Origin of the sequence: Bacillus sp. RC252 (genome assembly GCF_044909215.1) — a bacterium.
GTDB classification, from domain to species: domain Bacteria; phylum Bacillota; class Bacilli; order Bacillales; family Bacillaceae_G; genus Bacillus_A; species Bacillus_A mycoides.
In genome coordinates this window covers 75,436-89,725 of sequence record NZ_JBIYDV010000013.1, presented here as the reverse complement: position 1 = coordinate 89,725, position 14,290 = coordinate 75,436, and the positions used below count along the sequence as shown (strand labels likewise).

Here is a 14,290-nt window from a genome sequence, read left to right as displayed (position 1 = left end):
CTCATACTTATGAGGGGGATTTTTTGAAGTTAATAAAAGACTATTCGAATTTTAAAGAGTCGCCATCAAATGATTCGTCAGCAACTTTAATTGAGTCAGTTGGACAACCTTCGAATGCATCCATCATATCTTCAATTAATACATCTGGAATTTCAACGATACCTTGGTTATCGTCTAATATTACAAATGCAATGCCTTCATCATCATAGTCATAAATGTCTGGTGCAGCAGCACCACAAGCACCGCATGCAATACAAGTATCTTTGTCAACGATTGTATATTTTGCCATATTTTTTCCCTCCTGATAATATGTATGTGAAAAGTTCGCCAAAAAATTATAATCTTATTGTAAAACGGTTTTTAAAACTTTTCAACATAAAATTATAATGATAATGCTTATCAATTAGAGTGTCAACTTATTTTTGAATTATTTCATAAGATTTTCAAAATACTTAAATGTTATTTCGTTTGATACAATAGAATATATAAAAGCATGTAGTGTGAATATGATAAGTTGAATGAATAGCAGTTAATGTGCAATCGTATTGAAAAAGGAATGAAGTTAGACTGAGAGGTGGAAGCGGTAATGCAGCTACAATATACTTTATTATATTGTTTAAAACAATTGAATGGTGAAAGAACCGTTTCTTCAATTTATTATTTACTAAAAGGAAAGAGATCGTCGCAAACATTACAAGATGGGAATATGTTTCAAATTTCTTTTTTGTTTGGGATTTATAAGTCATTAAATAGAGCTGATTATGATCAAGAAGTTGCAAAGTTGTTACAAACGGATTTAGTTCAAGGTATACATGATAATACATATGTGTTAACGACTGCTGGTAACGTGCAATTAAACAAATGGGAAGGTGACTTTGCCTTTCCGACATATTTAAATGGTTTACACTATGGGGAAATAGGTGAAACGTTTTGGAAGAGATTATCATTGATCGTTCAAACCATTTCGAATTTACAACAGGCGAATACGAAATTTATTCCAATTCAACAGGATACAGAAATAATGATGTGGGTGAAACGTTTTCTCACTGGAATACCGTATATGAGAAGTGAATTGGCTAAAAGATTATGGAAGGAAATGCATACTCTTTTACAAAAAAATAATCCAGTAGAGGCGACGATCGTAATATATCGGTTAACTGGGTATAAACGTATTGGGTGTACTTTACAACAATTAGCGGAAATTACGAAACAAGATATATTTCGAGTGTATTTTTTATTTTGGGGTACAATTCATTTCCTTATTCAAGAAGTTCGCAATAAAGAAAACGAGTTTCCATTATTAGCTGAAATTATATCGTATCCAAATGAGAAAGCTGATTTATTTAGTTTATCAACGAAAAAAACATATAATCTTTGGAGACAAGGACGCTCTTTAGAAGAAATAGCAACAATTCGGAATTTGAAGGTTGCCACGATAGAAGACCATTTTGTAGAAATTGCTTTACGAGAAAAAGAATTTTCTATTGAAATGTTTATGGAAAAAGAAAAAATGGAAAAAGTAACAAAAGTAATTGAAGCATTACAAACACGTAAATTGCGTGTGTTGAAGCAAGCGGTTGGAGAGGAAATCTCTTATTTTGAAGTACGTCTTGTATTGGCACGGATGGAGGGTATAAATGAAGCTTGAGGAATATTTATATAAGTGGTTTGGATATTCTGAATTTCGTCCGGGGCAAAAAGGAGTTATTACGGACTTATTGGAAGGAAAAGATGTTGTAGCAATGCTTCCGACTGGAAGGGGAAAGTCAATGTGTTATCAACTTCCGGGGCTTCTGCAAGAGGGTACGGTGCTTGTTGTATCACCATTATTATCTTTAATGGAAGACCAAGTTACGCAATTAAAGTATGTCGTGAAAAATCGAGTTATTGCATTGAATAGTTTTCGGACGTTAATTGAAAAAAGAGAAGCAATGAAAAAGCTATCTTTTTATAAATTTGTTTTCGTATCACCAGAGATGTTGCAGTCGGAACTTCTAATAAGAGAATTGAAAAAAATTCATATTTCATTATTTGTCGTAGATGAAGCGCATTGTATTTCACAATGGGGCTATGATTTTCGGCCAGATTATAAAAAATTAGATAAAGTAATTGAGAGTATCGGATCTCCGACAGTACTAGCATTAACAGCAACTGCGACAAAGGATGTACTGCGAGATATAGCGGAAAGTTTAAATCTAAAAAATATTGCTGAGCATGTGTACTCAATTGATCGTCCAAATATTGCGATGGAAGTGCAATTTGTGGAAACAATAGAAGAAAAAAAAGAGGCGCTTTTTGAGCATGTAATGTATTTGCAAGGGCCTGGTATTGTTTATTGTTCAAGTAGGGCCTGGACAGAGCGTTTAACCGAGTATTTAAGAGGAAAAGGAATTACAGGTGTAGCTTTTTATCATGGTGGTATGGAACATGAAGAGCGTATGTTAATTCAACAACAGTTTATGAATGACCAGTTGCAAATTGTAATATGTACAAGTGCTTTTGGGATGGGGGTAAATAAGGCGAATACAAGATATATTATTCATTTTCAATATCCGACAAATGTAGCTTCCTATTTACAAGAAATTGGAAGAGCGGGAAGAGATGGAGAATTGAGTATAGCCATTTTATTATGTAGTCCATTGGATCACGATTTGCCAATTTCAATCATTGAAGATGAATTACCAAGTAAATCGCAAATACAATTTTTATTTTCGTTACTACAAGAAAGAATGTTTCAAACGAAAGTATTACCATTAGAAGATGTAGAAGAAATTTGTTATAATGCAGCAAGATTTAATGAACAGTATTGGCGCTTTACACGTTATCATCTCGAACATCTTGGAATCATACAACAGCGAAATCTCATGTTAGAGAGCTTGTCAGATGAAATAATGCACAGATTAATAGCGGAAGTGGAAGTGAGAATGCGTAATAAATATAGTGAGCTAGAAAATATGAAGTCATGGATACAAGTTCAAGGATGTAGACGTGAATATTTATTACAACAATTCGGTTATAGAAAAGAAAAAGAGATAGAAAACTGTTGTGATTACTGTGGTATTACAAAAACGGATTATAAAAAAAGACGAGCGCAACAGTTAGTTTTCGACTATAATTGGGAAACAGAGTTACAAAAGCTTTTCGGCCTAGGAAAGATGGAGGAATGATGAACATTCAAAGGCATAATGTTGAAGATATGAGTCCGAGAGAAATAAGACTGAATCTCTACATAACACAACTAATCATTATTGGTATCGGTTGTTTACTAGCATATATATTATTTCAAGATAAAAGAGAAGTTTATAGTTTATGGAAATGGGAACCGGTTTCTATACTTTTAATAGGTAGCTTGTTAGCGATTTGTATTGTGTTATTAGATTATGTTGCAATGCGAGTGTTTCCAGAATCTTGGTTTGATGATGGTGGCATTAACGATAGAATGTTTCAAGGGATTTCTGTCATGCATTTACTCGTTATCACGTTTATTATTGGCTTTGCGGAAGAGTTTTTATTTAGAGGTGTAGTGCAGACTCATTTCGGAATTGTAATAGCGAGTTTAATTTTTGCTGTGTTACATATTCGGTATATAACGAAGCCTTTTTTGTTTTGTTTCGTCTGCTTTATTAGTTTTGTTTTTGGGTATGTATTCGAGTGGACAGGAAATTTGTTTATAACAATCTTTGCACACTTTCTTGTTGATTTTATAATGGGGCTCCAATTAAGAAAATAAATGGAAGGTGGTGGTGAACAACATGAGAAAACGAATTCCTGATTTTGAAGAGGAGTTAGAAGTTGAGCAAGTGGAAGAAGATGAAAGTTTACCGCCGCGTAGTGAAATTCATAGAAATAAAGAGAATAAACCAAAGTTTAAAATGAATCACATTTTCGTCCGAGTGTTAACATTTTTGTTCATATTGTTACCTATTAGTATCCTATGGTATACGGATAAATATATACAGGTAAAAAGTGATAGTAATAATGCTGAGAAAAGTGCGTTTGAAGTAATTTTCTTTGATTCCGCTAAGACTGAATCAAAGAAGCAGTCTGAGAAAGTAGCAACTCATGTTGTGAAAGATGGAGAAACTTTAGAAAGTATAGCGAAGCAATATTTCTCAGATGAAGATGGGATAGAAATAATAAAAAAGTATAATGATTTACAAGAAGACGAAGTGAAGGTAGGACAAGAATTGAAAATTCCTATAAAAGATAAGTCCACGAAGTATGAGAGCTAGCTAAATGAGTGATATATAGCTCCACATAAAATTAAGGACTATACTTTACGAGGAGGGAGAGTAAAAAATATATGTCATGGATTATATTATTATGTACTCTCATATGCATTGGTTTTGTATGTCTTCTTGGAATGTATAAAGAAGCGATGCGTAATACAGTGTTGGAACATACTTTAGTATTCGAAGAATTTCCGGAAAGTTTTCAAAAAGTTAAAGTTTTTTTTATTTCGGATATTCATAGAAGGATCATTTCTAGCTCGCTAATTGAACGAGTGAAAGGAAAAGCAGATATCGTAATTATTGGCGGTGATTTAGCTGAAAAAGGAGTACCTTTATCGCAAATCTCTTTAAATATTCAAAAGTTAAGAGAAATAGCCCCTGTATATTTTGTATGGGGAAATAATGACTATGAAATTGAATATCACGAATTAGATGCTTTATTAATAGAAAATAATGTGAAGGTATTAGATAATACAAGAGTTGTATTTGAGTCTGAATTAGGAGAGAAAATTTGCTTACTCGGTATCGATGATGTTGGATTAGAACGAGATCGTTTAGATTTAGCGTTGTCTGATTGTAAAGAAGAAGGTTTTCGCATTTTAATTAGTCACAACCCAGATATAATAAAGAAAATGTCTGGTAATGAACAAATTTCGCTCGTATTAAGTGGACATACACATGGAGGCCAGATTCGGTTGTTTCCATCTGAAAAGTATTTAAAGGGTGGCGTATATAAGCATTCTAATACGACTCTCTTTGTTAGTAATGGGTATGGAACAACATTGTTCCCTCTTCGTTTTCGGGCACCTTCCCAAACACATATCATTACGTTATGCGGAGGGAAATAATGCCGAATTCAAATGGAAAATATAATATAAAAGCTGTCTCAAATATACTCGGAATTCAACCGAGTACACTTCGCGCATGGGAAAGACGCTATCATATTATTGCCCCAAAGAGAAATCGTGCGGGGCATCGTTTATATACAGAAGAGCATATTCATATTTTGAAATGGTTAATGAACAAAGTTTCTGAGGGGATGATGATTGGACAAGCAGTTCAGTTATTAGAAGGGAATCGGTTGCAGAACAACGTTCAAAAAGAAAAAATTACTGATACAGAAGTTGTTTTAGTGGACGATATACTACAAGCTTTGTTAGAATTTGATGAAATTACAATTTCTGCATTATTAAACGAGGTTTTTAGTATATATTCAACGGAAAAGGTTGTTGCAAGCATCATTCTTCAAGTGGCAAACAAGTTGTTAACTTTAAAAAGTAATAATGAGATTACAATGTCGCAATTCAAATATGTTGTATCATTCTTACAAACACGTTTAGGAATGATCTATCATAATGCGTCGGTGTATTCTTCCGTTAACAAAGTTTTCGTCTTAGAAAATAATATATTAAAAGGATTTATTTTCGCGACGTATTTACGACTAAAAGGATATCAAACAATGTATATGGGGACAAGTTTAGATGAAGAAGGTATTTTACTAGCTATTGAACAATTACAACCTAAATATTTGTTTATATCTTTTGATGATGAACGAGAACTTGAAGAGGCAGTAGAATTTATTGACTTGTTACAAGAAAAAAATGAAAACATCTCTGGTGGTTTTATAGGAAGAAAAGGCATTGGAGATCAATTAAATCTTCAAAATATCCTAATTGGTAACACGAAAGAAGAATGGGATGGATGGTTAAAGATGTCGGAATAGTCGTTCGAAAAGAACCATCTATTTTCTATTTCATATAATAAAAATTAGATGCAATGGTTACGTAGGGAGGGTATGAGATGAGACTGGAACGTTTAAATTATAATAAGATTAAAATTTTCCTAACATTTGATGATTTATCTGAACGAGGATTAACGAAAGAAGATTTGTGGAGAAATGCACCGAAAGTACAGCAACTATTCCGTGATATGATGCAAGAAGCAAATACAGAATTAGGGTTTGAAGCGGATGGACCGATTGCTGTTGAAGTATTTTCTCTACAAGCTCAAGGTATGGTTGTAATTGTAACAAAAGAAAATCACGAAGTGGACACAGAAGATGAGTTCCGTGACGAGTTTATTGAAATGCAAGTGACTCTTGATGAAAGTGAACATATACTTTACGAGTTTGCTACATTAGATGATGTAATCAATTTGTCAAATCGCTTATATAACCTTGGTGTAACTGATGGGAAGTTGTATACGTGGGATGATCGTTTTTATCTTTGGATAGAAGAAGAAGAGCAATTTCAATTATTGAAGGCGGATTTTATAGCTATTTTAGCGGAGTACGGTAATCCGTCAACAGCAACAATTTACCGCGTAATGGAATATGGTAAAGAATTAATGGATTCTCAAGCGATTGAACAAATATACAATTACTTTGTGAAAAAACAAAACCTCAGCTAATGTAACGTAGCTTGAGGTTTTATTTTTATTCAGCTGAAAATCTAAAATCTATAAAACGAAGTGTAGGTAACAAGACTAGCCGATCTGTATGTTAAAATGTAATCAGTATTTCTTGATGAAATAATTGTTTTATCGAATGTATTTTGATGAAAATAAAAAATATTTAAATATTTAAGTATTTTACTTTTCTAAAAGCAATAAAAGGACTATAATAATAGTGAAAACGCTTGCAATACAAAATAGTTTGTATATATTTGTTAGCGTTTTCTATTGCATTCCAAATTTAACGGTGTATACTAGGCAATGAAGGTTTACTAAACAAGTGAAATTACAGGGGGTTTACTTACTATGGTAGCCGAAAAGGGAACTCAAATGAAAACACAACAACAAGGGGAACAACATTTTGAATTGTTAAATTCAACACAAATTGTAATTAATGAAGCATTAGAAAAATTGGGTTATCCAAACGAAGTATATGAATTATTGAAAGAACCAATTCGTATGATGACAGTGAAAATTCCAGTTCGTATGGATGACGGGACTGTTAAAATATTTACAGGATATCGTGCACAACATAATGATGCTGTTGGTCCAACGAAAGGTGGAATTCGCTTCCATCCAAACGTAACAGAAAATGAAGTGAAAGCACTTTCTATTTGGATGAGTTTAAAATGTGGTATTGTTGATTTACCATATGGTGGAGGTAAAGGTGGAATCATTTGTGACCCACGTGAGATGTCTTTCCGTGAATTAGAAAGATTAAGCCGCGGTTATGTACGAGCAATTAGCCAAATTGTTGGTCCGACAAAAGATATTCCGGCTCCAGATGTATTTACAAACTCACAAATTATGGCATGGATGATGGATGAGTATAGCCGTATCGATGAATTTAATTCACCAGGATTTATTACAGGTAAACCACTTGTATTAGGTGGATCACACGGACGTGAAACAGCGACTGCAAAAGGTGTAACAATTTGTATTCGTGAAGCTGCGAAAAAACGTGACATTGATATTAAAGGTGCACGCGTTGTTGTTCAAGGATTTGGTAATGCGGGTAGCTTCTTAGCTAAATTTATGCATGATGCAGGCGCGAAAGTAATTGCAATTTCAGATGCTTACGGTGCATTACATGATCCGAATGGATTAGATATTGACTACTTACTAGATCGTCGCGATAGCTTTGGTACTGTAACAAAACTATTTAATAATACAATTTCAAATACAGAACTGTTAGAACTTGATTGCGACATTTTAGTTCCTGCTGCAATTGAGAACCAAATTACAGAAGAAAATGCTGATAAGATTAAAGCGAAAATTGTGGTTGAAGCTGCAAATGGTCCAACTACATTAGAAGCAACAAAAATCTTAACAGATCGTGGTATCTTACTTGTTCCAGACGTATTAGCAAGTGCTGGTGGCGTTACGGTATCTTACTTTGAGTGGGTACAAAATAACCAAGGTTACTACTGGACTGAAGAAGAAGTAGAACAACGTTTAGAAAAAGTAATGGTAAAATCATTCGATTCAATTTATGAAACATCACAAGTTCGTAAAGTGAACATGCGCTTAGCTGCATACATGATTGGTGTTCGTAAAATGGCTGAGGCTAGTCGCTTCAGAGGTTGGGTATAATATATAATGTTTTGAGAAAACGTGATTTCCTTTCGAGGGAATCGCGTTTTTTTGTTGAAGTATTAAATGAGGTGTTGTATATGGGGAATGAAATAATGGAACGAGTAGACCAATTAGAAGAAAAGGTTAAGGTGTTAGAGGGTGAACTTGCAAGAGCTAAGAGAGCCCGAAAAACAAGTGTCGTTCGGGTGTTCGGCGAAGGATTATTATTTTTAATATTTGGTGCAGTTGTAGTTGGACCAATTATCGCGTTTATATTCACAATTATTACTTGGCTTGTTGAAAAATAGAATAAAAAATAAAAAAAGAACGCTTGTTCTACACGAACAAACGTGCTATACTTTCCTTAGATAAGCAAAACGGAAATGATTTTAAGGAGAGATAAATGATGAAAATGACAGTAGACCAAAGATTTATGATGCCAGCAGATGTTGTAGAACGAGTGGAAGTATTACGAAACAAACAAAGCAAGCGTGGCACATTATTACAATCGGTAAATAAATTTTTCGGTTTAGATACGAAAGAAGATTGTATTTGGTTTTACGGTTTTTACGGAGTGGCTGTAAGTATTGTATTATTTATGGTATTCACATCAAATATTTTCGATGTTCTCTTCGCATAAGAAATATGCCATAAGGACATTGCCACCGAATACATATATAAGGAAGTAAGGTAATTTTTTAGAGCGGGAGTTGGTAGTAATGGCGATGTTCCCTATAGAGCGTAACTATATTGGGTATGGAAATTCACGACCAGGAATTCCTCTTTCAAAAGTAAGATTTATTGTAAGTCATGACACGGGGAACCCTGGTAGCAATGCGATAGGAAATCGGGATTACTTTAATGAAATACAACCGAAAGCTTCAGCGCATACATTTATTGATGATAAAACAATATTAGAAATTGTCCCTATAAATGAAGTTGCGTACCATGTTCGATACAATGTGCCAACGGATAATGAGTTATTCGGTTATGATGCGAATAAGGCTGCAATTGGGGTTGAACTTTGCTATGGTGGCGACGTAAACTTTTGGGAGGCGTATACTCGTTTTACGTGGTATCACGCTTATTTATGTCAAAATTTCGGTTTAAATCCTAAAAAGGCTATTGTGTCACACAAAACGTTGGATCCTACTCGGAAAATCGATCCTGAGAATGTATTAGGGCAACAAGGAATTAAATTTCAGCAGTTTTTAGCAGATGTCTATCGGATGTATGTTTCGTTTAGATGACAAATATATGAAAAATGAATACAATAAAGATAGATGCCTACTGCTGTAAGTAGGTTTTTTCTTGTTTATATAAATAGAGCAGAGGTAGAAGACTAGGAGTGAACTAAGTATGCAAAAAGAAACAGTTATTATTATCGGAGGCGGTCCATGCGGATTAGCAGCGGCGATTTCGTTGCAAAAAGTGGGGTTAAATCCGTTAGTAATCGAAAAAGGAAACATTGTAAATGCAATTTATAATTATCCAACTCATCAAACATTTTTCTCCTCTAGTGAAAAATTAGAAATTGGTGAAGTTGCTTTTATTACAGAAAATCGTAAGCCATTTCGTAATCAGGCGCTTGCGTATTATCGTGAAGTAGTAAAGCGTAAATCTATACGTGTAAATGCATTTGAACGAGTGGAACAAGTTCAAAAAGATGGTGATGTTTTTAAAGTTGAAACGACGAAGCGTGACGGAAACAAAGAAATATATGTTGCGAAATATATTGTTGTCGCAACTGGATATTATGATAATCCGAATTATATGAATGTACCTGGTGAGAAACTTGAGAAAGTAGCTCATTATTTCAAAGAAGGACACCCTTATTTTGATCGAGATGTCGTTGTAATAGGTGGTAAAAATTCAAGTATAGATGCAGCGTTAGAGCTTGTTAAATCGGGTGCACGTGTAACAGTTCTATACCGTGGTGGGGAATACTCGCCAAGTATTAAGCCGTGGATTTTGCCGGAATTTGAGGCGTTAGTACGAAATGGGATAATTCAAATGCATTTCCATGCGCATGTAAAAGAAATTACTGAGCATACGTTGACGTATACAGTAGATGGTGAGGCAAATACAATTCAAAACGATTTTGTATTTGCTATGACGGGTTACCATCCAGACCACAGCTTCTTAACAAAAATGGGAGTTCGGATTGATGAAGAAACAGGGCGCCCGATTTATATAGAGGGTAGTATGGAAACAAACGCTGAAAATATTTTTATTGCAGGTGTAATTGCTGCGGGGAATAACGCAAATGAAATATTTATCGAGAACGGTAGATTCCATGGAGATGCGATTGCGCAAACCATTGCATCAAGAGAAGAATAAAAAGAAGCTGTCGAAATCTTCGACAGCTTCTTTTTAATCGTGCATAAACATATGTTGGATTGTTTCGTGAGAGTTTGTGTTTTCTAGTGCGACTAGTAATTTAATTCGCGCCTTTTGAGCGTTTAAACCGTAGGTGAAAACAATGCCCATATCTTTTAATTGTTTTCCGCCACCTTCATAAGAGTATACGTCTTGAACGATACCGTTAAAGCAGCGTGAAACTAATACAATTGGAATGCCTTTTTCTATTAATCGCCCTAGACTAGGAAGTGTTCTTGGAGGTAAATTACCTTGTCCAAGTGCTTCAATAACAATTCCGTCTACTGGTAGTGTTTCGATTGCTGATAATAATGTATCATCCATACCTGCGTATGCTTTTAGAACGACAACGTTTTTAGAAATCTGTCGTACTGTGCATGTTTCGTGATGCACTAAAGCATGATGGAAAACAACACCACGTTTTGTTACCATGCCAATTGGTCCGTACTGTGGACTTTGGAAGGTCGCGACATTACTTGTGTGCGTTTTTGTTACATTTGTAGCACAATGTATTTCGTCATTTAATACGACTAGAACGCCTTTTTCAGCAGCTTCATTACTACTAGCAACTTTTACAGCTGATAAGAAATTATATAGACCATCGGCACCTAATTCATTACTAGAACGCATTGCCCCTGTCACAACGATTGGGATAGTTGCTTGAACTGTTAAATCAAGAAAATAAGCTGTCTCTTCTAATGTATCGGTACCATGCGTGATGACTACGCCGTGAATATCGTCTTGTTTTACTCTTTCGTCAATGATGACTTGCAATTGTAGCATTTCGCTAGGAGTCATGTGAGGAGATGGAAGATGGAACACATCTTCGACAATTAAATCAACATCGCCTTCTAAATCAGGAATAAATTTTAAAAGAGGATTCTTTTTACCTGGTTGTACGACCCCAGTTTCTTTATCTTCCTCCATTGCAATTGTTCCACCTGTGTGTAAAACTAGGATTCTTTTCAATGCTTATACCCCTTTCAAGTTGAAAAATACATTTAGAACATAACATGTTTTGAGTAAATTCGACAATGAAAATGTATAAAAGTATGCTTAGAAAATGACAATAAAATAAATTACTTTAAGTGTGCTCCGGTAAGTGGTTATTAGGTTAGGTTTTGTTTATGGAAATTTATGAGAGTAGATGTGTAAGTGTAGAGAGGGAAGGAGTGAGTTTTTTTGAAAAAAGTGGAGAAAATTATAATTCGTATATTACTGATTCAATTTATTTTTCTTTCTGTCGTCCAACTGCTTTTTATACATAAATCTTCAGTGAAATATTTATCGAAAATTGTTTATTACGAAGGTGTCGTCACGAAAAATAAGGCGGAAATCTTACAGGTGAATAAGTAGTTTTCATTTTCTTCTATGATGGATTATGCTACAATTATTGAGGATTTAATGTCGTGAGGCAAATGAGAAGAAGCAGGGGGAGAATACCTGCTTTTCGTTTTGTTTTATAAGTGAAAAATGAGGTGTTACAATGGATAAACGAATTTCGATTGCTATAGATGGTCCAGCGGCTGCTGGGAAAAGTACAGTTGCAAAAGTTGTTGCAAAAAAACTTTCATATGTTTACATTGATACAGGCGCAATGTACCGTACTATTACATATGCAGCCCTTGAACAAAAAGTGGATATTGAAAATGAAGAAAAGTTAATGGAAGTCGTAAAAAATGTAAATATTGAATTTCAGCAAGGGGAAAATACACAAATTGTATTTTTAAATGGACAAGATGTTTCTGAGGTGATTCGTACGCCAGATGTGACGAATCGCGTATCTATTGTAGCAAAGCATCGTCTTGTTCGTGAAGAAATGGTACGTCGTCAACAAGGATTAGCTAAAAAAGGCGGCGTAGTAATGGATGGCCGTGATATTGGTACACATGTACTACCAGATGCTGAAGTGAAAATCTTTATGCTTGCTTCTGTAGAAGAAAGAGCGGAAAGAAGACATTTAGAAAATATGAATAAAGGTTTCGATTCTAATTTAGAGCAGTTAAAAGAAGAAATTGCTAGGCGTGATAAATTAGATTCAGAACGCGAAGTTTCTCCTTTGAAAAAAGCTGATGATGCATTGGAATTAGATACAACTTCTTTATCAATTGAAGAAGTTGTCCAAAAAATTATGGGTATTGTTTTAGGAGTATTTGCGAAATAAAGAAAGAGGACTATCCTCTTTCTTTTTTTTTTTTTTTTGAAATGTAAAGGATAAGTTAATTATAAGTCTCTTTTCTTGACAAATGGGCTAATTTGTAAGAAGTTAGTTACAGAGGAAAAAAACTGTCAGAATATATTCGCTATTATATTTCAAATCATACTTTCTTCAAGATGATTTTGCTGTATACTATTTATATAGATTTAATATAGTTTCTTGTGAACTGTATTGAAACAGAATATGTGATGATAAATTCTTAAACATGCAAATGAAAACATTTGTTTTCATTTCGTATATACATAAAAATGCTTTGTCAATTCTGTAGGGAGGTATTTCCATGGTAGAGAAAATGAATGAAGAAGTTATGAATTCAAAAGAATTACAAGTTGGTGACGTTGTTACAGGTTCTGTAACGAAAGTTGAAGAGAAACAAGTTCTTGTAAATGTTGGATACAAAACAGATGGCGTAATTCCGATTAGTGAATTAGCTAACGTTCATATTGAAAAAGCAAGCGATGTTGTAGAATTAGATCAAACACTTGAATTGAAAATTATTAAATTAGAAGATGATGATCTTGTTTTATCTAAGAGAGCTGTTGACGCAGAAAAAGCGTGGGTAGAATTACAAGAAAAATTTGATTCTGGTCATGTATTTGATGTTACGGTAAAAGATATCGTGAATGGTGGGTTAGTTGTGGACCTTGGTGTTCGTGGTTTTATCCCAGCTTCACTTGTAGAGGTACATTATGTAGAAGACTTTGCTGACTATAAAGGAAAAACATTAGCGGTGAAAATTGTTGAATTAGACCGTGAAAAAAATCGTGTTATTCTTTCACATAAAGCGGTAGTAGAACTAGAACTAGATTCTAAGAAAAAAGAAGCAATCTCTTCGTTAAAAGAAGGGGATATTGTTGAAGGAACAGTACAACGATTAACGGATTTTGGTGCTTTCGTTAACGTTGGTGGTGTGGACGGTTTAGTTCACATTTCACAAATTTCACACGAACGTGTAGAGCAACCTTCTGAGGTATTAGAGCAAGGTCAAAAGGTAAAGGTAAAAGTGTTATCTGTTGATGCTGATACGCAACGTATTTCTTTATCAATTAAAGCAGCTCAGCCGGGACCTTGGGAAAATGTTGCTGGCGAAATAAAGGCTGGAGATATTCGTGAGGGAGTAGTAAAACGCCTTGTTACATTCGGCGCATTTGTTGAAATTTTACCTGGTGTTGAAGGGCTTGTGCATGTATCTCAAATTGCAAATCGTCACGTGAAAAATCCAAATGAAGTATTGGAAATGGGACAAGAAGTAAAAGTGAAAGTACTTGAAGTCCATGTAGCAGAAAAACGTATTTCTTTAAGCATAAAAGAAACGCTTGAAGAAAATAATGTAACAGAAGATTATAGCCAATATGAGCCAAATGCTGATTCTGCTACTTTCCAGTTAAGTGATATTATTGGTGAACAACTGAAAAAATTAAAGAAATAAAGAGGG

Annotated in this window: 17 protein-coding genes; 15 read left to right on the top strand and 2 right to left on the bottom strand. The window is 34.4% G+C overall.

Annotated features, from left to right (window positions below; all coding sequences use genetic code 11):
* Nucleotides 1-40 precede the first annotated feature (40 nt).
* A complete protein-coding gene (locus ABH960_RS18870) occupies nt 41-289 on the bottom strand; it encodes a ferredoxin (protein ID WP_404447477.1) in 249 nt (82 codons plus the stop codon).
* 297 nt (nt 290-586) lie between these two features.
* Between ABH960_RS18870 and ABH960_RS18865 the strand changes: the two genes are divergently transcribed.
* The 12 genes from ABH960_RS18865 (at nt 587) to ABH960_RS18810 (ending at nt 10,598) form a co-directional block, all read left to right on the top strand.
* A complete protein-coding gene (locus ABH960_RS18865; protein ID WP_002086645.1) occupies nt 587-1,648 on the top strand; it encodes a YpbB family protein in 1,062 nt (353 codons plus the stop codon).
* Nucleotides 1,638-3,167, top strand: coding sequence for a RecQ family ATP-dependent DNA helicase (locus tag ABH960_RS18860; protein WP_002086642.1), 1,530 nt, complete (start codon nt 1,638-1,640; stop codon nt 3,165-3,167). The genes ABH960_RS18865 and ABH960_RS18860 overlap by 11 nt, the downstream gene beginning before the upstream one ends.
* A complete protein-coding gene (locus ABH960_RS18855) occupies nt 3,167-3,730 on the top strand; it encodes a CPBP family intramembrane glutamic endopeptidase (RefSeq protein ID WP_002064506.1) in 564 nt (187 codons plus the stop codon). Before ABH960_RS18860 ends, ABH960_RS18855 begins: the two co-directional genes overlap by 1 nt.
* A 22-nt stretch (nt 3,731-3,752) precedes the next feature.
* The gene (locus ABH960_RS18850) at nt 3,753-4,232 is read left to right on the top strand and encodes a LysM peptidoglycan-binding domain-containing protein (RefSeq protein ID WP_002030746.1); all 480 of its coding nucleotides are present in this window, start codon (nt 3,753-3,755) and stop codon (nt 4,230-4,232) included.
* A gap of 71 nt (nt 4,233-4,303) precedes the next feature.
* Nucleotides 4,304-5,080, top strand: a complete 777-nt coding sequence (locus ABH960_RS18845; protein ID WP_002126398.1) for a metallophosphoesterase — start codon at nt 4,304-4,306, stop codon at nt 5,078-5,080.
* Complete coding sequence (locus ABH960_RS18840; RefSeq protein ID WP_002166076.1) at nt 5,080-5,955, top strand: MerR family transcriptional regulator; 876 nt, start codon at nt 5,080-5,082, stop codon at nt 5,953-5,955. Before ABH960_RS18845 ends, ABH960_RS18840 begins: the two co-directional genes overlap by 1 nt.
* Before the next feature lie 77 nt (nt 5,956-6,032).
* On the top strand, nt 6,033-6,641 hold the full coding sequence (locus ABH960_RS18835; RefSeq protein ID WP_002011786.1) for a genetic competence negative regulator: 609 nt from the start codon (nt 6,033-6,035) through the stop codon (nt 6,639-6,641).
* Nucleotides 6,642-7,013: 372 nt separating this feature from the next.
* Entirely contained in the window at nt 7,014-8,276 is a 1,263-nt protein-coding gene (gene gudB / locus ABH960_RS18830) for an NAD-specific glutamate dehydrogenase (protein WP_219921144.1), read from the top strand.
* An 80-nt stretch (nt 8,277-8,356) separates the two neighbouring features.
* Complete coding sequence (locus ABH960_RS18825; protein WP_404447472.1) at nt 8,357-8,566, top strand: hypothetical protein; 210 nt, start codon at nt 8,357-8,359, stop codon at nt 8,564-8,566.
* 95 nt (nt 8,567-8,661) lie between these two features.
* On the top strand, nt 8,662-8,898 hold the full coding sequence (locus ABH960_RS18820; RefSeq protein ID WP_002011789.1) for a DUF3961 domain-containing protein: 237 nt from the start codon (nt 8,662-8,664) through the stop codon (nt 8,896-8,898).
* A gap of 79 nt (nt 8,899-8,977) precedes the next feature.
* Nucleotides 8,978-9,508 (top strand): peptidoglycan recognition protein family protein, encoded by a 531-nt coding sequence (locus ABH960_RS18815; RefSeq protein WP_002011791.1) that lies wholly within the window; start codon nt 8,978-8,980, stop codon nt 9,506-9,508.
* A gap of 109 nt (nt 9,509-9,617) precedes the next feature.
* The gene (locus ABH960_RS18810; protein ID WP_002126406.1) at nt 9,618-10,598 is read left to right on the top strand and encodes a YpdA family putative bacillithiol disulfide reductase; all 981 of its coding nucleotides are present in this window, start codon (nt 9,618-9,620) and stop codon (nt 10,596-10,598) included.
* Between the two features lie 33 nt (nt 10,599-10,631).
* On the opposite strand, the gene ansA is transcribed toward ABH960_RS18810, so the two are convergent.
* A complete protein-coding gene (ansA, locus tag ABH960_RS18805; RefSeq protein WP_002030754.1) occupies nt 10,632-11,606 on the bottom strand; it encodes an asparaginase in 975 nt (324 codons plus the stop codon).
* Between the two features lie 213 nt (nt 11,607-11,819).
* Between ansA and ABH960_RS18800 the strand changes: the two genes are divergently transcribed.
* The 3 genes from ABH960_RS18800 to rpsA all read left to right on the top strand — a co-directional run bounded on the left by ABH960_RS18800 (nt 11,820) and on the right by rpsA (nt 14,284).
* Nucleotides 11,820-11,993 (top strand): DUF5359 family protein, encoded by a 174-nt coding sequence (locus tag ABH960_RS18800; protein WP_002135263.1) that lies wholly within the window; start codon nt 11,820-11,822, stop codon nt 11,991-11,993.
* Nucleotides 11,994-12,123: 130 nt separating this feature from the next.
* Entirely contained in the window at nt 12,124-12,801 is a 678-nt protein-coding gene (gene cmk / locus ABH960_RS18795) for a (d)CMP kinase (RefSeq protein ID WP_404447467.1), read from the top strand.
* A 334-nt stretch (nt 12,802-13,135) separates the two neighbouring features.
* The gene (gene rpsA / locus ABH960_RS18790; RefSeq protein WP_404447464.1) at nt 13,136-14,284 is read left to right on the top strand and encodes a 30S ribosomal protein S1; all 1,149 of its coding nucleotides are present in this window, start codon (nt 13,136-13,138) and stop codon (nt 14,282-14,284) included.
* Nucleotides 14,285-14,290: the final 6 nt, after the last annotated feature.

Excerpts from the sequence above, each read along its gene's own strand:
- ABH960_RS18810 (WP_002126406.1), top strand. The coding sequence starts at position 9,618 with ATGCAAAAAGAAACAGTTATTATTATCGGAGGCGGTCCATGCGGATTA.
- rpsA (WP_404447464.1), top strand. The coding sequence starts at position 13,136 with ATGGTAGAGAAAATGAATGAAGAAGTTATGAATTCAAAAGAATTACAA.
- ABH960_RS18835 (WP_002011786.1), top strand. The coding sequence starts at position 6,033 with ATGAGACTGGAACGTTTAAATTATAATAAGATTAAAATTTTCCTAACA.
- ABH960_RS18820 (WP_002011789.1), top strand. The coding sequence starts at position 8,662 with ATGATGAAAATGACAGTAGACCAAAGATTTATGATGCCAGCAGATGTT.
- ABH960_RS18860 (WP_002086642.1), top strand. The coding sequence starts at position 1,638 with ATGAAGCTTGAGGAATATTTATATAAGTGGTTTGGATATTCTGAATTT.
- ABH960_RS18870 (WP_404447477.1), bottom strand. The coding sequence starts at position 289 with ATGGCAAAATATACAATCGTTGACAAAGATACTTGTATTGCATGCGGT.
- ABH960_RS18840 (WP_002166076.1), top strand. The coding sequence starts at position 5,080 with ATGCCGAATTCAAATGGAAAATATAATATAAAAGCTGTCTCAAATATA.
- ABH960_RS18865 (WP_002086645.1), top strand. The coding sequence starts at position 587 with ATGCAGCTACAATATACTTTATTATATTGTTTAAAACAATTGAATGGT.
- gudB (WP_219921144.1), top strand. The coding sequence starts at position 7,014 with ATGAAAACACAACAACAAGGGGAACAACATTTTGAATTGTTAAATTCA.
- cmk (WP_404447467.1), top strand. The coding sequence starts at position 12,124 with ATGGATAAACGAATTTCGATTGCTATAGATGGTCCAGCGGCTGCTGGG.
- ABH960_RS18855 (WP_002064506.1), top strand. The coding sequence starts at position 3,167 with ATGAACATTCAAAGGCATAATGTTGAAGATATGAGTCCGAGAGAAATA.
- ABH960_RS18850 (WP_002030746.1), top strand. The coding sequence starts at position 3,753 with ATGAGAAAACGAATTCCTGATTTTGAAGAGGAGTTAGAAGTTGAGCAA.
- ABH960_RS18845 (WP_002126398.1), top strand. The coding sequence starts at position 4,304 with ATGTCATGGATTATATTATTATGTACTCTCATATGCATTGGTTTTGTA.
- ABH960_RS18825 (WP_404447472.1), top strand. The coding sequence starts at position 8,357 with ATGGGGAATGAAATAATGGAACGAGTAGACCAATTAGAAGAAAAGGTT.
- ABH960_RS18815 (WP_002011791.1), top strand. The coding sequence starts at position 8,978 with ATGGCGATGTTCCCTATAGAGCGTAACTATATTGGGTATGGAAATTCA.